Annotated in this window: 20 protein-coding genes; 10 read left to right on the top strand and 10 right to left on the bottom strand. The window is 59.3% G+C overall.

The annotated features are described in order from the left end of the window. Positions 1-3: 3 nt before the first annotated feature. Positions 4-1,065, bottom strand: coding sequence for a heat-inducible transcriptional repressor HrcA (hrcA, locus tag DFK10_RS08395; protein WP_109388577.1), 1,062 nt, complete (start codon positions 1,063-1,065; stop codon positions 4-6). A gap of 118 nt (positions 1,066-1,183) precedes the next feature. On the opposite strand from hrcA, the gene rph reads away from it, so the two are divergent. Genes rph through hemW form a run of 3 tightly spaced genes read left to right on the top strand, consistent with a single transcriptional unit; the run spans position 1,184 to position 3,661 of the window. Beyond that, complete coding sequence (gene rph, locus DFK10_RS08400; protein WP_109388578.1) at positions 1,184-1,894, top strand: ribonuclease PH; 711 nt, start codon at positions 1,184-1,186, stop codon at positions 1,892-1,894. Beyond that, on the top strand, positions 1,891-2,502 hold the full coding sequence (gene rdgB / locus DFK10_RS08405; RefSeq protein WP_109388579.1) for an RdgB/HAM1 family non-canonical purine NTP pyrophosphatase: 612 nt from the start codon (positions 1,891-1,893) through the stop codon (positions 2,500-2,502). Before rph ends, rdgB begins: the two co-directional genes overlap by 4 nt. Further along, positions 2,495-3,661 (top strand): radical SAM family heme chaperone HemW, encoded by a 1,167-nt coding sequence (gene hemW / locus DFK10_RS08410; protein WP_109388580.1) that lies wholly within the window; start codon positions 2,495-2,497, stop codon positions 3,659-3,661. The genes rdgB and hemW overlap by 8 nt, the downstream gene beginning before the upstream one ends. Here hemW and DFK10_RS08415 read toward each other — a convergent pair. Genes DFK10_RS08415 through rho form a run of 6 tightly spaced genes read right to left on the bottom strand, consistent with a single transcriptional unit; the run spans position 3,622 to position 10,389 of the window. Continuing rightward, on the bottom strand, positions 3,622-4,509 hold the full coding sequence (locus DFK10_RS08415) for a ParB/RepB/Spo0J family partition protein (protein ID WP_109388581.1): 888 nt from the start codon (positions 4,507-4,509) through the stop codon (positions 3,622-3,624). The two genes, hemW and DFK10_RS08415, sit on opposite strands and share 40 nt — an antisense overlap. Next, entirely contained in the window at positions 4,506-5,318 is an 813-nt protein-coding gene (locus DFK10_RS08420; protein ID WP_109388582.1) for a ParA family protein, read from the bottom strand. The genes DFK10_RS08415 and DFK10_RS08420 overlap by 4 nt, the downstream gene beginning before the upstream one ends. Next, positions 5,308-5,922: a 16S rRNA (guanine(527)-N(7))-methyltransferase RsmG gene (gene rsmG / locus DFK10_RS08425; RefSeq protein ID WP_109388583.1), complete on the bottom strand. Its 615-nt coding sequence runs from the start codon at positions 5,920-5,922 to the stop codon at positions 5,308-5,310. The genes DFK10_RS08420 and rsmG overlap by 11 nt, the downstream gene beginning before the upstream one ends. Then, positions 5,922-7,805, bottom strand: a complete 1,884-nt coding sequence (mnmG, locus tag DFK10_RS08430; protein ID WP_109388584.1) for a tRNA uridine-5-carboxymethylaminomethyl(34) synthesis enzyme MnmG — start codon at positions 7,803-7,805, stop codon at positions 5,922-5,924. The genes rsmG and mnmG overlap by 1 nt, the downstream gene beginning before the upstream one ends. Before the next feature lie 3 nt (positions 7,806-7,808). Next, positions 7,809-9,095, bottom strand: a complete 1,287-nt coding sequence (mnmE, locus tag DFK10_RS08435) for a tRNA uridine-5-carboxymethylaminomethyl(34) synthesis GTPase MnmE (protein ID WP_109388585.1) — start codon at positions 9,093-9,095, stop codon at positions 7,809-7,811. Between the two features lie 19 nt (positions 9,096-9,114). After that, entirely contained in the window at positions 9,115-10,389 is a 1,275-nt protein-coding gene (gene rho, locus DFK10_RS08440) for a transcription termination factor Rho (protein WP_109388586.1), read from the bottom strand. A gap of 513 nt (positions 10,390-10,902) precedes the next feature. Between rho and DFK10_RS08445 the strand changes: the two genes are divergently transcribed. The 4 genes from DFK10_RS08445 to dnaQ are packed head-to-tail and all read left to right on the top strand — an operon-like array spanning position 10,903 to position 13,646. Then, a complete protein-coding gene (locus tag DFK10_RS08445; RefSeq protein ID WP_109388587.1) occupies positions 10,903-11,502 on the top strand; it encodes a Maf family protein in 600 nt (199 codons plus the stop codon). Continuing rightward, positions 11,499-12,332 (top strand): shikimate dehydrogenase, encoded by an 834-nt coding sequence (locus DFK10_RS08450; RefSeq protein WP_109388588.1) that lies wholly within the window; start codon positions 11,499-11,501, stop codon positions 12,330-12,332. The genes DFK10_RS08445 and DFK10_RS08450 overlap by 4 nt, the downstream gene beginning before the upstream one ends. Further along, the gene (gene coaE / locus DFK10_RS08455) at positions 12,329-12,919 is read left to right on the top strand and encodes a dephospho-CoA kinase (protein ID WP_109388589.1); all 591 of its coding nucleotides are present in this window, start codon (positions 12,329-12,331) and stop codon (positions 12,917-12,919) included. Before DFK10_RS08450 ends, coaE begins: the two co-directional genes overlap by 4 nt. Further along, positions 12,912-13,646, top strand: coding sequence for a DNA polymerase III subunit epsilon (dnaQ, locus tag DFK10_RS08460; protein ID WP_109388590.1), 735 nt, complete (start codon positions 12,912-12,914; stop codon positions 13,644-13,646). The genes coaE and dnaQ overlap by 8 nt, the downstream gene beginning before the upstream one ends. A 3-nt stretch (positions 13,647-13,649) precedes the next feature. Here the strand turns inward: dnaQ and secB are convergent, their stop codons facing one another. Next, a complete protein-coding gene (gene secB, locus DFK10_RS08465) occupies positions 13,650-14,156 on the bottom strand; it encodes a protein-export chaperone SecB (RefSeq protein ID WP_109388591.1) in 507 nt (168 codons plus the stop codon). Between the two features lie 56 nt (positions 14,157-14,212). Continuing rightward, complete coding sequence (locus DFK10_RS08470) at positions 14,213-14,707, bottom strand: FxsA family protein (RefSeq protein ID WP_109388592.1); 495 nt, start codon at positions 14,705-14,707, stop codon at positions 14,213-14,215. A gap of 111 nt (positions 14,708-14,818) precedes the next feature. Here DFK10_RS08470 and DFK10_RS08475 point away from each other — a divergent pair, with 111 nt between their 5' ends. Genes DFK10_RS08475 through DFK10_RS08485 form a run of 3 tightly spaced genes read left to right on the top strand, consistent with a single transcriptional unit; the run spans position 14,819 to position 17,090 of the window. Further along, entirely contained in the window at positions 14,819-15,478 is a 660-nt protein-coding gene (locus tag DFK10_RS08475) for a Tim44/TimA family putative adaptor protein (protein WP_109388593.1), read from the top strand. 53 nt (positions 15,479-15,531) lie between these two features. Then, the gene (gene mltA, locus DFK10_RS08480) at positions 15,532-16,503 is read left to right on the top strand and encodes a murein transglycosylase A (protein WP_109388660.1); all 972 of its coding nucleotides are present in this window, start codon (positions 15,532-15,534) and stop codon (positions 16,501-16,503) included. Continuing rightward, complete coding sequence (locus DFK10_RS08485; RefSeq protein WP_109388594.1) at positions 16,500-17,090, top strand: Smr/MutS family protein; 591 nt, start codon at positions 16,500-16,502, stop codon at positions 17,088-17,090. Before mltA ends, DFK10_RS08485 begins: the two co-directional genes overlap by 4 nt. Here the strand turns inward: DFK10_RS08485 and DFK10_RS08490 are convergent. Further along, a complete protein-coding gene (locus DFK10_RS08490; RefSeq protein ID WP_109388595.1) occupies positions 17,073-18,296 on the bottom strand; it encodes an MFS transporter in 1,224 nt (407 codons plus the stop codon). The genes DFK10_RS08485 and DFK10_RS08490 overlap by 18 nt on opposite strands. Positions 18,297-18,361 lie beyond the last annotated feature (65 nt).

The following is an 18,361-nucleotide window of genomic DNA, read 5'->3' on the forward strand; positions in this document are numbered from 1 at the left end:
TTCCTATCCGCGGTTGGAGATCAGTCGCCCCACCAACTGCGCGGTGTAATCCACAATCGGCACGATCCGTCCATAGTTCAGTCGGGTCGGCCCGATGACGCCAACGGCGCCAACGATCTTTCGGTCAGCGTTCATATAAGGAGACACCACCAAAGATGAACCCGAAAGTGAGAAAAGCTTGTTCTCGGAGCCGATAAAAATGCGCACGCCCTCTCCGGTTTCCGCGAGATCGAGAAAATCGACGATGTCCTGCTTGCGCTCGAGGTCATCGAACAGGACGCGAATGCGGTCCAGATCGGTTTCGTCTTGGTCCGAGATCAGGTTTCCGCGGCCACGGACAATCAGACGTTCGGATGATTCGCCCGGATTCTCCCAGATCGCAGCGCCGCTTTCGACCAGCTCGCGCGCCAGTGAGTCGATCTCCTGACGGCGTTTGTCGATCTCTCGGGCGATGGCTTTGCTGAGCTCTGCGAGGGTGCGGCCCTCTGCGATGGCGTTGATGAAATTGGCCGCTTCCCGCATCGAGGATGGGGTTTGCCCCGGCGGCGGGGTGAATACGCGGTTTTCGACATGGCCATCGGCATAGACGAGCACGACAAGCGCCCGATCCGGCCCGAGGTTGACGAAATCTATGTGCTTGATCGGGGCTTCGTGTTTCGGTGTGAGAACAAGGCTCGCCCCATGGGTCACGCCGGACAGGGCAGAGCCGATCCGGTCCAGCGCGGTGGAGACATCCTGATCGTTCCCGCCAAGTGTTTCATCGATGCGGGCGCGGTCCTGGCCATCCATCTCTCCGACCTCGAGCAATCCGTCGACGAACATGCGCAAGCCAAGTTCTGTCGGGACACGGCCGGCGCTGACATGCGGGCTGTCCAGAAGTCCGAGAAATTCGAGATCCTGCATCACGTTGCGGATCGTCGCTGCGCTGACTTTCTCGGTCAGGGCTCGGGTCAGCGTTCGGGACCCGACTGGAGCACCGGTATCAAGGTAGCCCTCTACCACCCGGCGAAAGACTTCGCGCGAGCGTTCGTTGAGTTCGGTTATGGATGGTGTTTGCTCGGCCATTCCACTGTCTCTGGGTTCGGTCGGTCACATTAAATGCGGCAGTCCAGCAAGGTCAATCGGGGTTGGAATTGCCGGGCAGGGCGCGTATCCCGACCCGGAACGGAACAAGGATGTTATCATGCGACCCTCTGGACGTAATTTGGACGAGATGCGGCCGATTTCAATCGAAACCGGTGTGACGAAACACGCGGAGGGGTCCTGCCTGATCCGATGCGGGGACACGCATGTCCTTTGCACGGCGTCGATCGAGGAACGGGTTCCGCCCTTCATAAAGGGCTCGGGGCTGGGCTGGGTCACGGCGGAATACGGGATGTTGCCCCGTTCCACCGGGAGCCGCATGCGGCGCGAGGCCACCGCAGGCAAACAAGGCGGCCGCACCGTCGAAATCCAGCGCCTGATCGGCCGCAGCCTGCGGGCTGGAACCGATCGGGTCGCGATGGGCGAGCGTCAGATCACCGTGGATTGCGACGTGATCCAGGCGGATGGCGGCACGCGCTGTGCGGCGATCACCGGCGGCTGGGTTGCTTTGAAACTCGCAGTACAGAAGCTGATCAAGGCCGGGGAATTGAGCCATGACCCCCTCGAAATACCGGTCGCGGCAGTCAGCTGCGGGATCTATGCCGGTCAGCCCGTTCTTGACCTGGATTATCCCGAGGATAGCGAAGCGGGCGTGGATGGAAACTTCGTCATGACCGGCGAGAAGATGATCGAAGTGCAGATGTCGGCAGAGGGGTCGACCTTTTCGCGGGACCAGATGGACCAATTGATGGGACTCGCACAAAAAGGCGTCGCGGAACTGGGCCGGGCGCAGATGGAGGCCTTGGGGTGACGCGGAGATTCCAGGGCCGGGACCTTTTGGTTGCGACCCATAACCAGGGCAAGCTGGAAGAGATCGCCGATCTTTTGGCGCCTTTCAGTGTGACCGTCTCGTCAAATGCCGATCACGGCCTGCCAGAGCCGGACGAAACAGAAACGACCTTTGTTGGCAATGCACGGATCAAGGCACATGCCGGGGTCAAGGCGACGGGCCTGCCGGCATTGGCCGATGACAGTGGTATCACGGTGGATGGGCTGGACGGCGCGCCGGGTGTGCATACCGCCGATTGGGCAGAGGGGCCCAATGGACGCGACTTTCATCGCGCCATGACGCGCACCTGGAACGAGCTTAACGCGCGCAACGCGCCAGAACCTCGGCTCGCACAGTTCCGGTGCACCCTGGTGCTGGCCTGGCCCGACGGGCATGACGAGGTTTTCGAGGGAGTCATGCCCGGCCGGATCGTCTGGCCGATGCGGGGCGTCCAGGGGCACGGGTACGATCCGATCTTTCAGCCCGATGGCTATGACCTGACGTTCGGAGAAATGGACCGCTGGGAAAAGAACCGGATCAGCCACCGTGCGCGGGCTTTTGAAAAACTCATCGAGGGCTGCTTTGCCTGACCTCGGGTTCGGCCTTTATATTCATTGGCCATTCTGTCAGGCAAAGTGCCCCTATTGCGATTTCAATTCTCATGTCTGGGCAAAGATCGACCAGGACTCCTGGACCTCTGCCTACCTGAAGGAACTGGATCGGGTCGCCGAGGAAACGTCGGACCGGGTTCTCCGATCGGTTTTCTTCGGTGGGGGGACACCAAGCCTGATGGATGGGCGAACCGTTGACCGGATCCTGGACAGGGTTCAACGAAACTGGCGGTTCGAAAACGATGTGGAAATCACGTTGGAGGCCAACCCGACGTCAGTCGAGGCGTCCAGATTCTCCGCGTATCGGTCTGCGGGCGTGAATCGGGTTTCGCTCGGTCTGCAGGCGCTCGACGATACGGATCTGCGGCGCCTCGGCCGGCTTCACACCGCACGTGAAGGGCTCGACGCGTTGAATATCGCACGATCCGTTTTCGACCGGGTCAGTTTCGACCTCATTTATGCCCGTCAGGACCAAGACATCGAAATGTGGTCGGCCGAACTCGCACGCGCGCTGGACTTCCAGCCGATGCATCTTTCGCTCTATCAACTGACCATCGAGCCCGGGACGGCTTTCGGTGACAGGTTCGCGCGGGGCGGGCTTCGCGGCCTGCCGGATGAGGATCTGGGCGCCGATCTTTGGGATGTAACGCAAGGCATGACCGAGAGGGCCGGCCTGCCGGCATATGAAGTGTCTAACCATGCCCGACCGAGACAGGAGAGCCGCCACAATCTGATCTATTGGATGGGTGGGGACTATGCTGGTATCGGTCCTGGTGCGCATGGCCGGTTGACACTGGACGGACAGCGGTGGTCGACCGAGGCACAGAAAAGCCCTCAGGCTTGGCTATCGGCAGTGGATCAGGCCAGCGCGGAGACTCGCGTCGCGCTATCTGAAAGCGAAATGTGCCAAGAGCGTTTCCTGATGGGGTTGAGGCTGGTTGAGGGTATTGAAATCACGCCTCGCGAAACAGATATTTTTTCTAATAATATCAATTACTTAAAAGAAATTGGGCTGATTGAAAAGGTGAATGACAGGCTACGCCTGACCCCGGCGGGCCGCCCGCTTCTGAATGCCGTGTTGAGCCGCCTGTTTGCCGATCAGCCGCCCGACAACAGCCTAAGCAAATCATCAAGCTGAGCGAGATCGCGGTATTTCAGCGTGAGCTTGCCGTTCTCTGCACCGGATGCGTGATCGATCTGGACGGGCATTCCAAGATGTGCCGCCAATTCCTTTTCGATCTGTTTGGTATCCGCGTCTTTCTCCACGGCTTGGGGCTGCGGCGCTTTGTTCTTGCGTTTCGCTGATGCGAGCTTCTCGACCTGCCGCACGGACAGACCATCCTTGATGATCTTGCGCGCGAGATCCAAGGCGTTTTCCTTGCCAACCAGCGCACGGGCGTGCCCGGCAGATAGTCGCCCGTCAACCACGAAAGCCTGAACGTCCTGGGGCAGGGTGAGCAGGCGGAGGAGATTAGCAATGTGACTGCGGCTCTTCCCCAGCGCGGACGCGATATCTTCCTGGGTGCGATCAAAGCGGTCCATCAGCTGGCGATAACCGGTCGCCTCATCCACGGCATTCAGGTCAGCGCGTTGAATATTCTCGATAATGGCGAATTCCAGCACCTCGGTGTCGGACAAATCACGCACGAGAACCGGAAGCTCGTGCAGACCGGCCTTTTGAGCGGCACGCCAGCGGCGTTCGCCGGCTACGATCTCGTACATGGAGTCGTCAGTCTCACGGACGATTAAGGGCTGAATGACCCCCTTCGCCCGGATCGAGTCTGCCAGCTCCGCAAGAGCGCCCTCGTCGAAACTGCGCCGTGGCTGCTCGGGATTCGGCCGAATGCGTTCTATGGGAACGGTACGATCGGGATTGGTTTTCGAAACAGGGCCGTCAGTCGCGGTCGGCTCCTGTGTCACCACATCGGACATGAGCGATGACAAACCGCGCCCGAGACCCCTTGCCCGTGTCTTGTTCTCGCTCATCCTGTCCGCCTTTCCGCCGCGGGCACCTCTCGTGCCATGATCTCTTGCGCCAGCCCCAAATAGGCCTGACTGCCCTTGGAACTGGGATCGTAATCCATCACCGGTAGAGCATAAGAGGGCGCCTCGCTCAGCCTCACATTTCGCGGGATGACCGTCTTGAAAACAAGGTCCTGCAGATTCTCGCGCGCATCCAGCTCAACCTGCTGACACAAGTTGTTGCGTTTATCATACATCGTCAACACCACACCTTCGATACGCAAGGACGGATTCGCGGCCTGGCGCACTTCTCGGATGGTCAACATCAACTGCGACAGGCCCTCAAGTGCGAAGAATTCGCTCTGCAAGGGAACGACAACAGAATGCGCCGCAACCATGGCATTGACCGTCAGGATGTTCAAAGACGGCGGGCAGTCGATCAGGATGTAATCCAGGTGCAAATCATCCATCGAAGGCTGCCGCAGCGCATCATGCAGCACGAAGCTTCGTTTTTCGTTGGAGATCAGATTGATATCTGCCGAGCTCAGATCAGTTGTTGCCGGGATCAGCAGAAGGTTTTCGACGCCTGTTGACTGGGCTGATTCACCCGGCGTCGCATCTCCCAGGATGAGGTCATATGTCGTCACATCCCGGTCATCCATCCCAAGGCCAGTCGACGCGTTGCCCTGTGGATCAAGATCAACCAGCAGGACACGCCTGCCAGACCGTGCAAGCGCCGCGCCAAGATTGATCGCCGTCGTCGTCTTGCCGACCCCGCCTTTCTGGTTGGCGATGGCAATGATCTTTGGGTCAGTTGTTCGGCTAAGATCCACGTCGGTTTATCCCTGAGAGTCGGAGGATGCGGGCGTCAGGACTAGTGATACTGGGAAGCGCTTCGTGCTCAAAGGCCCAATTTCGATGCGCCGCCGCGATTTCATCGAGATAGCCGCGTCCCTTGGGAAAAAGGGCAACTCCATCCTTTTTCAAAAGGTGTTCCGTATAGGTGAGCAGGCTTTCCAGCGGCGCCAAGGCGCGTGCCGACACAACATCGGACGAGACAAGGTTGGCGTTCTCTATCCTTTCATTAACGACGCTGGCTGGCAGGTCAAGCTCACGAATGGCCGTTCTAAGAAAGGTGCACTTGCGGGCATCACTTTCGACAAGCGTGACCCTTTGCTGGCCAGAGGCCAGGGTAGCGATCACAAGTCCGGGATAGCCACCGCCGCTACCAAGATCTGTCCAGCTGATCCACGAGGTTGGCGCGAGGAGATAAAGCTGCGCGGAATCCCGGATATGCCTGTCTTGAATGTCCTCGCGCGTTGAGCGCGAGATCAGGTTGATCTTGTTGGTCCATTTCAGCGTCAGTGCAGCGAGGGCCTCAAGCTTTTCGGATGTTTCACGTGAAACATCAAGTCCTGCAATGCCAAGCGGTCCCATCAGGAGGCTATCGTTCGGGCTTCGCGCTTCCGGATCAGAGCGACCAGCAACGTCAGGGCCGCCGGAGTCATGCCCTCGATCCGGCTCGCTTGCGCAATGGTTTCCGGCCGAATGCGCTGCAGCTTGACCGCCAATTCGCCAGAGAGGCCCGGCAGCCCTTCGTAGTCGAGATCAGTCGGCAATTTCAGCGCCTCGTCCTTGCGGAGCAGCGCCACGTCTTTCTGCTGCCGCTCCAGATAGTGATGATAAAGTGCGTTCGTGGCGACTTGCTTGATGATCTTCGCATTCGCCGGTCGCAATTCATCATCGAGAAAGCCGACGATGTCTTGAAACTCAGTCCCGCTGATCGACAAGGCGTCGAAAAGAGATCGCTTGGGCCCATCACGATTGACCTTGACCCCGGCGCCCGCCAATTCCCGCGAACTGACAATGGTTTCGCGCAACAGATCGGTCAAATCTGAAATCGCCTCGGACTTCTCCTCAAAGACCGACCATCTTTGATCACCAACACATCCTGCCGCCCGTCCAATCTCTGTGAGTCGGGCATCGGCATTGTCAGCGCGAAGAGCAAGACGGTATTCAGCGCGCGAGGTGAACATGCGATAGGGTTCGGTAACACCGCGGGTCACCAAATCATCCACCATCACCCCGATATAGGAATTCGCGCGATCAAACTGGATCGGCTCCTTCTCCTGAACCATCGCAGCGGCCGCAAGGCCAGCGACAAGCCCCTGAGCGGCGGCCTCTTCATACCCCGTCGTTCCATTGATCTGTCCGGCAAGGTAAAGCCCGGGCAACGCCTGGAGCTCAAGATGTGAGGTAAGACTGCGCGGATCAACATAGTCGTACTCGATCGCGTAACCAGGCTGCAGAATACGAGCGTTTTCCAATCCGGCCATCGAATGAACGTATTCCTCCTGCACCTCAGCCGGCAGCGACGTCGAAATACCATTCGGATAGACGGTGTTATCGTCGAGGCCCTCCGGCTCCAGGAAGACCTGATGCGACTCCTTACCCTCGAACCGCACGACCTTGTCTTCTATCGACGGGCAGTAGCGCGGCCCAACACCCTCGATCATGCCGCCATACATTGCCGACCGATCCAGGTTTCGCCGAATGATATCATGCGTTTTTTCATTCGTGTGCGTGATCCCGCAAGCGACCTGGCGCGCGAAAGGTTTGTCATGCAGGAAGCTGAACAAGACGGGGTCAAGATCAGCCTCCTGGCGATCAAGGCCATTCCAATCGATCGTCCGCCCGTCCAAACGTGGTGGAGTTCCAGTCTTCAGGCGGCCAAGCTCCAGACCAAGATGATCCAGTCTTTCCGCAAGTCGGACAGAGGGATTCTCGCCCATTCGTCCCGCGGGGCGTTGTTCATCCCCAATATGAATGATCCCTCGGAGAAAAGTTCCGGTGGTCAAAACGACCCGCTTTGCCGGAACCTCACTTCCATCTCCCAGGACCACTCCTCGCGCTTGCCCGTCTTTGACGATAAGGTCGACAGCCTCTCCCTCGATGATGTCGAGCCCCGGCTGACGCATCGTCTCGTCAAGCATCGCCTTACGGTAAAGCGCCCGGTCCGCCTGCGTGCGTGGCCCTTGAACGGCGGGTCCCTTGCGTCGATTAAGAAGGCGAAACTGGATCCCCGCGAAATCAGCAACCCGACCCATCACGCCATCCATCGCGTCGATCTCGCGGACCAGGTGGCCTTTCCCAAGTCCACCGATCGCCGGGTTACAGGACATCACCCCGATACCGTTCACCGACAAGGTGACCAAGGCCGTCGATACACCCATGCGTGCGGCAGCATGGGCCGCCTCGGCGCCCGCATGCCCTCCACCGACTACTATCACGTCATAGCTCGAATGTTTCACGTGAAACACGCCTCACTTTCCGATGCAAAAGCTACTGAAGATTTCGTCCAACAACGATTCAACATCAATGCGCCCGACCAACGAATCCAGCGACCGGGTTGCGGTCCTGACATCCTCGGCCAATAGGTCCACTGTTTCGATATCACCCTCGGCAATCCTATCCAAGACAGCAGCAATCAGAACAACCCCTTCCCGTAACGCGACTGCATGCCGTGCACGCGTGGCCGCCCCGGCCGACATCACCCGGTCCGAAAGGAGCGCCGCGACGCGGTCTACAAGGTCATCAACGCCCAATCCCGTCAAACCGGATACGCCATCGATACCCTCCAAAGGGCGCGAATCCGCCTTGCCAAGCAGGATGATGTCATCCTCGCTGTAACGTTCAACACGGTCGTCGGGCGACGCAATAAGTTGGATCCTGATATCAGCATCCGCTGCGCGTCTTCGGGCAAGGTCAATCCCGATCCTCTCGACGGCATCCTCGGCATCCCGCAGGCCAGCTGTATCCAACATGGTCACCGGTATGCCTCGAAGATCCATGTTCACTTCGATCACGTCACGCGTTGTACCCGCATGTTCCGACGTGATCGCAGCATCGCGCCCTGCGAGCCTGTTCAGAAGTGTCGACTTCCCGACATTCGGTGGACCGATGATCGCGACCTCGAACCCGTCGCGCACCCGCTCTCTGATTTCGGCACCCTCAGCCTCGCGCTTCAATTCCTGATGAACCGAAGACAGAAGCTCCGTCACCTCCGGAAAGACATTTTCAGGTATATCCTCTTCAGCGAAATCTATCGTTGCCTCGAGAAGCGCAGCTGCCCTGATCAACCGGCTTCTCCAACCCTCTACGAGTTTACCGATGGCCCCATCTAGCACCCGGACCGCCTGGCGCCTTTGCTCCTCTGTCTCCGCATCTATCAGATCCGCGAGCCCCTCGACCTGGGCCAAATCAAGCTGGCCATTCTCAAGCGCGCGCCTTGTGAACTCCCCCGGTTCAGCGTGCCGATACCCCGCCGCCGAAAGCCGGTCCAGAACCCGCGCAACAATCGCTCTGGATCCATGAACATGAAACTCGACGACTGGCTCTCCGGTAAAGCTCCGGCCCTTCTCGAAAGACAGGACAAAGGCAATGTCGATCAGGCCGCCATCGCTGTCCTGCAAGCGTGCGACCTTTCGATCAACGGTGTCCAGGTCCACATTGAAGAGCCGCCCGGCTTCCAATGCATTTGGCCCGGAAACCCGCACGATGGACACCCCGGCCTTGCCCGGGGCCGTTGCCTGGGCAAATATGGTATCCATTCATAACTCCTTGAATTTATTAGGTATTCATGGACTCGAAGAAATCGGAATTCGTCTTGGTCTGCTTGAGCTTCGAAATCAGGAACTCAATGGCATCCGTCGTGCCCATCGGGTTGAGGATCCGCCGTAGGACAAAGGTTTTCTGCAGATCGACCTTGTCCACCAAGAGATCCTCCTTCCGCGTGCCCGATTTCAGGATATCCATCGCCGGGAAGACACGTTTGTCGGCAACCTTGCGGTCCAGAACGATTTCGCTGTTACCAGTTCCCTTGAATTCTTCGAAAATCACCTCGTCCATGCGGCTACCCGTATCGATCAGCGCCGTCGCGATGATGGTCAGCGATCCGCCTTCCTCGATATTTCTTGCGGCACCAAAGAACCGCTTCGGCCGCTGCAGCGCATTGGCATCCACACCACCGGTCAGGACCTTGCCGGACGACGGCACGGTCGTGTTGAAGGCGCGCCCCAAACGGGTAATCGAGTCCAGCAGGATCACCACGTCCCGCTTGTGTTCGACCAGGCGCTTGGCCTTCTCGATCACCATCTCGGATACCGCCACGTGGCGCGAGGCCGGCTCGTCGAATGTCGAGGAGATGACCTCGCCTTTCACCGAGCGCTGCATGTCCGTGACCTCCTCCGGCCGTTCATCGATCAGAAGGACGATCAGATAGCATTCGGGATGGTTGTGCTCGATCGAATGGGCAATGTTCTGAAGCAGAACCGTCTTACCCGTGCGCGGCGGGGCCACGATCAGCGACCGCTGCCCCTTACCGATCGGCGCCACAAGGTCGATGATCCGCGCCGAGCGATCCTTGATCGTCGGATCGTCCTCGATTTCCATCTTCAACCGCTCATCCGGGTAGAGCGGCGTCAGGTTATCGAACGCAACCTTGTGCTTGGCTTTTTCCGGCTCCGAGAAGTTGATCGACTCGACCGTGATCAGCGCGAAGTAACGTTCGCTGTCATTCGGTTCCTTGATCACCCCTTCAACCGTGTCACCGGTCCGTAGGGAGAATTTCTTGATCATTTCCGGGCTGACATAAATGTCGTCCGGTCCTGGCAGGTAGTTCGCTTCCGGCGAGCGAAGGAAGCCAAAGCCATCCTGAAGAACCTCCAGAACACCGTCACCCCCGATGATCCACCCATCGTCAGCCCGCTCCCGCAGGATCGAGAACATCATATCGCCCTTGCGCATGGTCGAGGCGTTTTCGATCTCCAGTTCCTCGGCCATGGACAACAGGTCTTTGGGACTCTGTGCCTTCAGGTCGGCCAGATTCAGTCGGTGTTCAGACAATGGTCTTCTCCTGCCGAGCAGATCGGCTTTGTCAGTCTTCTAAGGGAATTCATCGTTCCGGACGGAACAGGAAGCAGCTAAGCACATCGCTTTCTCGAGTCAAGCGACAGAGCACGTCCCCTGCCATGCCAACCTCTTACCAAATCAAAAAAGAATCTAGAAAGATGGTGGTGGTAGTGGTGCCGGGGATAATCGCTCTCTTGCGACTTTTCCTCTGGTTTGCCCACATTTCCGCCGTTGAACCCAAATCGCGGTCACCGGGCAAGATATAGGTTAAATGACTGATATTAAAGCATTTAGTATTCTCGCAGGCGCGATTTTCGATATTGCATTCCAGTTTGGGCCCAGGAACGGTCCAATTTATCCACATCACTGATTCCTCCTTGTCCCGAGTGGACAAACCGGGGGAACACTGGGACAAGGGCGTGCTTGTCCTTGGGCGCCCCGATACGGGTTCTCGATCAACCAATCGCTCCGCAGTTTGCCCACGAAATTGCACACCAGGATATCCACATGAAAGATCCGTTTATCCTAGCCTCTGCCTCCGCGATCCGGTCACAAATGCTGCGCGCAGCGGGCGTGCCACACGAATCGATACCCGCCCGGATAGACGAGGATGCGACAAAGGCTGCGCTCCTGTCCGAAGCTGCGTCCCCGCGCGACATTGCTGACGCGCTGGCCGAAATGAAAGCGCGCAAGCTGTCCATGAAGAACTTCGGCTCGCTCGTGCTTGGCTGTGACCAGGTCTTGTCTTTCGACAAGAAACTGCTCTCGAAGCCCGAAGATCCCGAACAGGCCCGCACGCAGCTCGCCGCTCTAAGAGGTCAGACCCATCAACTGCTATCCGCCGCCGTGCTCTATCAGGATGGTGAACCGCTTTGGCGTCATGTCGGTGTTGCCCGTCTGACCATGCGCCAGTTCAGCGATGCCTACCTGGACGACTATATCACCCGGAACTGGGACAGCATCCGGTGGTCCGTTGGAGGCTACAAGATCGAGGAAGAAGGCGTCAGGCTTTTCAGCAACATCATCGGCGATCATTTCACCATACAGGGCCTGCCGCTCCTGGAACTCTTGTCATATCTGACGCTTCGCGGAACATTGCCGGCATGACGGATCATCACATTCCACTGGCCGGCGTCCTGGGAAACCCGGTCGCCCATTCGAAATCACCCCGCCTGTTCCGGCACTGGCTGCGGAAATACGGACGGGAAGGGTATTACTTGCCCATCCGAGTCGAGGAAAAGAACCTTGAACAGGTGATCCGAACCCTGCCCGCAATGGGTTTCGCGGGTGTGAACGTCACCATCCCGCACAAGGTTGCCGTGCTTGATATCGCGGACCTCGTAACCGACCGGGCCACGTTGATCGGGGCGGCGAACACGCTGATTTTCCGGCGCGACGGCAAGATCCATGCCGATAACACAGACGGCTACGGGTTCATCGCCAACCTTCAGCAGAACGCTCCCGGCTGGAAACCCGATAGCGGACCCGCCGCGGTTCTGGGGGCGGGCGGCGCGGCGCGGGCTGTCCTGTCATCGCTGATCGAGGTCGGGGTCAAAGAGATCTTTCTAAGCAATCGCACACGGCCTCGTGCCGACGCGCTGAAATCGGAATTCGGGTCCCGGATTACCGTGATCGACTGGGTTCAGGCCGGTAACATGCTCGAAGATTGCGCGACGGTGGTGAACACGACGTCCCTTGGCATGAAGGGCCAGCCGGAATTGCGCGTGCCGCTGGACGGATTGCAGCGTGGAACCGTCGTCACCGATCTTGTCTACACACCTTTGCGCACCCGCCTCTTGCGGGAGGCCGAGGAAGCTGGCTGTGTCACCGTCGACGGTCTTGGCATGCTACTTCATCAGGCCGTGCCCGGATTTGAACGCTGGTTCGGTGTACGTCCGGAGGTCGATGTAGATACCCGTGCCGCGGTTCTCAAATGACCTGTCTTATCGGCCTGACCGGATCAATCGGTATGGGCAAAAGCACGACGGCCCAGATGTTTGCAGATGAGGGACTTCCGGTCTGGGACGCGGATCATGCCGTTCATCGGCTTTACGCGAAGGGAGGCAGGGCGGTTCCGGCCGTTGCCGATGCCATGCCCGACGCGATTGTTGACGGTGCCGTCTGCCGGAATCGGCTAAAGGCGATCCTGAAGGCGGATCCCAGCCTCTACGCGGTCCTTGAAGGCATCGTTCATCCCCTCGTGGCCCGCGACCGGGAAGATTTCCTTGCGGCCCATCGCGCGTCACCCTTCGTGCTGTTTGATATTCCGTTGCTTTTTGAAACCGGGGCCGAGGCCTGGCTGGACGTTACGATCTGCGTTACCGCTCCACCCGCGGTGCAAAAGTCCAGGGTCCTGTCCCGGCCAGGCATGACCGAAGAGCAATTCCAATCCATCCTGTCGCGCCAGATGCCCGATTCCGAAAAGCGAAGCCGCGCGGACTATGTGATCGAGACGCTGACGCTTGACGCTGCGCGGGCATCCGTCAGATCAATACTTGAAGAGCTGAGAGAGACCCATGCGTGAAATCGTTCTCGACACCGAAACCACGGGATTCGAGCCGGGCCAGGGGGACCGTCTCGTCGAGATCGGTGCGATCGAGCTGTTCAACCATATGCCGACCGGCCGAACCTACCATCAGTATATCAATCCCCAGCGGGACATGCCGCAATCGGCCTTCGAAGTGCACGGGATCGGCCCCGATATTCTTGATCCACCGCGGGCTGCGGAAGCAGGCGAGGTCACGCTGAAGGACAAGCCGCTTTTTGCCGCGGTCGGGCAGGCCTTCCTCGAGTTCATCGGCGATGCCAACCTGGTGATCCACAACGCCGCCTTCGACATGAAGTTTCTCAACGCCGAGCTTGGTTGGGCGGGTCTTGGTCAGATCCCATGGGAGCAGGCCGTTGACACGCTGGACATGGCGCGCCGGAAATACCCCGGTTCACCCGCATCACTCGACGCACTTTGCCGCCGGTTCAACATCGACAATACTGCCCGCACATTGCACGGCGCTTTGCTCGATAGTGAAATCCTGGCAGAGGTTTACCTGGAGCTGATCGGTGGGCGCCAGCCTGGTCTTGTTCTGTCCAGTGGCACCCGCGATTCACGGACTGTTGCAGCCGACAGCGATTGGCGGCCGATGCCACGGCCAAAGCCACTTCCCGAACGCCTGACTCAATCGGAAAAGGACGCCCACGCGGCGTTCGTTGAAACGCTTGGCGAGGACGCCCTCTGGAAGACGCTGGACGCCTGAGGATCAGGCGTCGGTTTTTTGCTGGGCGCGCTGGGCCAACTGCTGGCGATACAGGGCCAGGAAGTCGATCTGTTCGAGATTGAGCGGCGGGAAACCACCGTCGCGGGTCACGTCGCTCACGATCCGGCGCACGAACGGGAAGGTCTGGCGCGGGCACTCGATCAGAAGGAACGGATGCAACTGCTCGTCGGGCACGCCTTCGACGTGGAAGATGCCGGCATATTCCAGCTCCAGCAGGAAAAGGGTCTTGTCCGATCCCTGGTTGGTCGATGTCACCTTCATCTTGGTGATGACCTCGTATTGGTTCTCGGCGCCACGCTTGCGCGCGTCCAGGCTGACCTCGACCTTGATCTCGGGCTTCACCTCGCCGTCAACACCGGTCTGGGCCATGACGTTTTCGAAAGACATGTCGCGGGTGTATTGCGCGAGGATGCGGTGCTTGATCTGAGGGGCTTGCTGTTGCGTCGTGGCGGCGGTTTCTTCCGCCGCGCCGTTTTCATTCTCGGCCATCGGGGCGCTCCTGGTTGAATAAATCGAAGGCTTCGTAGCAGCGGATTGCTCAAGCCTCAATGCTTGGTCCAGCCGGATCCGTTATGATTGGGGCGATGCTCGGACGGAATATCCTCAAACTCGGCATCAATGATCCTGTCATCTGGCTTGCGGCGCGCGTTCGGGTCGGTTTGCGCCGGACCGGCTCCCATCTGGAACGAGCGCATCTTGATCCGCGACTGCGCCCATCTGAAGACGGCCTGACGCACCCCGGGCACGAGCAAGGCAAAGCCGACCGCATCGGTGAAGAAACCGGGCGTCAGCATCAGCGCCCCGGAAAACAGGATCATTGCCCCATGGGCCAGGGGCTCGGACGGATCGGTCAGGTCTTCCATCGATCGCCGGAGCCGATCCATCGCCAAAGCGCCCTGGCTGCGGACCATGGCAGCGCCGATGATTGCAGTCGCGATCACGATGAACAGCGTCCAGCCAAGGCCGATGAGGCCGCCCAACTGGATGAACAGGGTGATCTCGATCAGCGGAATTGCAATGAAGAGAAGAAAAAGCGGCATGATCGCCCTCCAACCGGCGGAACTTGGTCGGGGCCAAGGTGGACTTGGCCCGGTCGCCACCTTACATAGGTTCGACAGGCCATTGTTGCTACATCCGCAAGAGAGATAACCATGAATTCGCCCATTCTTCAGCTTCTGGTCCTTGCCGGGATCGCCATCTTCCTGATCCTCCGGCTGCGGAGTGTTCTGGGAACGCGCGAAGGGTTCGAAAAGCCGCCCGTCCCGCGACAAAGGGATAACGACCGCCAGGCGCCGGAGCTTGAGGTGATAGAGAGTGGCCCGGATCACGACATCATCGACCATGTCCCCGAGGACAGCGATGCCGCCAAGGCGCTGGCCAAGATGAAACGGATCGACAACGACTTTTCCGTGCGGGACTTTCTGCAAGGTGCACGTGGCGCCTACGAAATGATCCTGACCGCTTTCGAGAATGGCGAGATGGCGGATATCAAGCCGTTCCTGTCCGATGATGTTTACGAAGCCTTTGCCGAAGTGGTCGAATCCCGCAATGAGCAGGGGCTGAATATCGACTTCACCTTTGTCGGGGTGTCTGAACTGAAACTGGCCGACGCGGATTTCGATGACATGACGAACGAGGCCGAACTGACCGTGCGCTTCATCGGCGAGATGACCTCGGTTGTCCGCGACCGCGCCGGAGATGTTATCGAGGGATCCGCCACCGATATCAAGCGTCAGCGTGATGTCTGGACCTTTGCCCGTAAGATGGGAACATCCGATCCCAACTGGACCCTTGTTGCGACAGGCGAATGAATCGGAGGGTCGGATCGGCCGTTCTTGTGCTTGCCCTCTGCTCCGGGGCGGCCATGGCTGAACCGACCTACAGCCTTCTTGATTTCTCTGACCTCCGCGGTTGGTCCGAGGACGACCATCAGGAGGCGCTTGATGTTTTCCTGACAACCTGTGGCGACATCGAGCAGCACGGATGGCCCGCGCTGTGTGATCTCGCCAGCCAGGGGCAGGAAGCACGTGCTTTTTTCGAGACCTTTTTCACGCCGGTTCTGATCCAAGATGAGCAGGACATGCTGTTCACCGGCTATTTCGAGCCGGCGATCCGGGGGTCTCGGCGACAGGGCGGGCCTTATCAATACCCGCTGTATCGTTTGCCGAATGATCTTGAACCGCCCTGGTTGACCCGTCGGGAAATCGAGGAATCCGGTGTGCTGGACGGGCGGGGGCTGGAAATCGCCTGGATCGACGATCCGGTCGATGTCTTTTTTTTGCAGGTGCAGGGATCAGGCCGGGTGAAGCTCGACGATGGGTCGATCGTCCGCGTCGGCTATGCGGGCGCCAACGGGCATGAGTATTCCTCGATCGGGTCCGAGCTTGTGCGCCGTGGCATCTACAAGGCGCACCAGGTTTCGGCGGACGTGATCCGATCCTGGGTGCGGCGCAATCCCCGCGATGGGCAGGGTCTACTCTGGACCAACGACAGTTTTGTGTTCTTCCGAGAGCTCGACGATGTTCCGGCCGATATGGGCCCAATTGGTGCGATGGGTCGGTCGGTTACAGCCGGGCGCACTATCGCAGTGGATCCGTCGATCACCTTGCTGGGCAGTCCGGTCTGGATCGAAAAGGACGGCGCCGAGCCGATCAATCGACTGATGGTTGCGCAGGATACAGGATCGGCGATCAAGGGGGCACAGCGAGCTGACATCTTCTTTGGAACGGGCGATGCGGCCGGACGTGCAGCAGGAAAGGTTCGTGATGGCGGCCGCATGATCGTTCTCATGCCGATCCAGAACGCTTTGGCCCTGGTGCCCGAAATCGTGGAATGAAACGGCCGCGTCACCTTTCGCCCGAGGAGCGCGCCTTGTGGGACAAGGTCGCGCGCTCGGCCAAGCCATTGGAGGATCGGCCCAAGCCGCAACGAGATGCGGCACCCAAGAGAAAGGCGGCCGCCAAGACACAGGCACCCGCAGATCGGCTGACGCCATTTCGGATCGGCGAGAAGATCGACCATTCGGGCGATCATGATCTTCTACCTTCGCTCAGTGAACAGATCGGAAATGCGCCGCTGGCCATGGATCGAAAGACACATGGCAAGTTGAAGCGCGGCAAGCTGAAGCCCGAGGCACGACTGGACCTGCACGGGATGACACTGGCCGAGGCGCATCCGGAACTGATGGCATTCATCCTGTCCTCGCAAGCGGCCGGTCGGCGTCTTGTCCTCGTGATCACCGGCAAGGGCAAAAACCGTGATACCGGCGATCCTATCCCCACCCGGCTGGGCGTCTTGCGTCACCAGGTGCCGCAGTGGTTGCGGATGCCGCCATTGGCTCCGGTTGTTCTGCAAGTGACAGAGGCGCATGCGCGCCATGGCGGGCAGGGCGCCTTTTACGTTTATCTAAGACGCCGCGGCTGATAGCTGCCGTGCGCTGGCAATGCCGATGCCCGCAGCGATACAGGTCAGGATGAAATAAGCCGCGATCCAGAGCATCTGCGTCTCGATCCCGATCCCGGCGGTTATCAAACTACCGGTCAGGCCGGGGCCGATGGCCGACCCCAGAACCATGATGGCGGTGCCCATGGCCTTGATCGCGCCGATATGGCGGGTGCCGTAGAATTCCGCCCAGAACGCGGATGTCAGAGGATTGTTTGCCCCGCTTCCAACAGCCAGCAGGGCCAAACCCAGTGCAGCGCCCCAAGGCGTTTGCGCCATCGCGAAGGCGACGAAGCCCAGCGCCATGGGAAACTGGTAGATCGGCATCAGCCGCCGTGTTCCCACCTTGTCGATGATGAACCCGGTCCCAAAAGCCGCCGCGACGCTGATGGACGTATAGAGCGGGAAGAGCGCAACCAGTTCCAGATGCGTCCAGCCCTTGATCTCGGCAAAGTGCACCTGCTGGAAAAAGAACGCGGTATTGAATGCCGGAGGGCCAAGTAGCGCCGGGATCATGAACCAGAAAAGCGGATGTTTCAGAACCTCGCCACGCGTCCAATGGCGATTTCCAAGGCCAACGGCCTGAGATCCCTTTGCATCGTCCTGCGGCGTGCGCTCCAGCCGCAGGAGCCGTTGTAGGATGGGTAACAACATCAATGCGAAGACCGCGCATCCCACCCAGATCAAACGCCAGTCGAACCAGACGAGAAGCGCCACGATCAGGATCGGCAGGATCGCTTCGGCCACGGAAAAGCCCAGGCTGGCAATGGAGAGCGCCTTGCCCCGTGTCGCCACGAACCAGCGCGACATGGCGACCTGGCCCATATGGCTCATCATGCCCTGGCCCACGAACCGCAGGAAAAAGATGGCGGGCACAAGAACCCACCAAGCGGGCGCAGCCGCCATGAAAAGGCAGGCGCCAGCCGTGCCGATCAGGATCATCGCGCCCAGTGCCCGGATTCGGAAAACATCCGTCAGTGCCCCGGACCAGACCATCACGAGCGCGCTGGCCAATGTGCCGACCGCATATATCTGTCCCCAGGCCGCATGGCTCAGCCCGAATTCGGCGCGGATCTCGCCTGCGAACAGTGAAATGAAGAACGTTTGACCGAATGCCGACCCGAAGGTCAGAAGAAACCCGGCGGACAGGAAAGCCGCATTGTCGCGAATGAAAGGAAGCAGGCGCATGGCCGCATATCTGCGCCTTTCGCCGGAAAGTGGAAAGCCCCAATCTCGCTCCCCGCGCGCGCTGG

Source organism: Salibaculum griseiflavum, from assembly GCF_003129565.1.
GTDB lineage: Bacteria > Pseudomonadota > Alphaproteobacteria > Rhodobacterales > Rhodobacteraceae > Salibaculum > Salibaculum griseiflavum.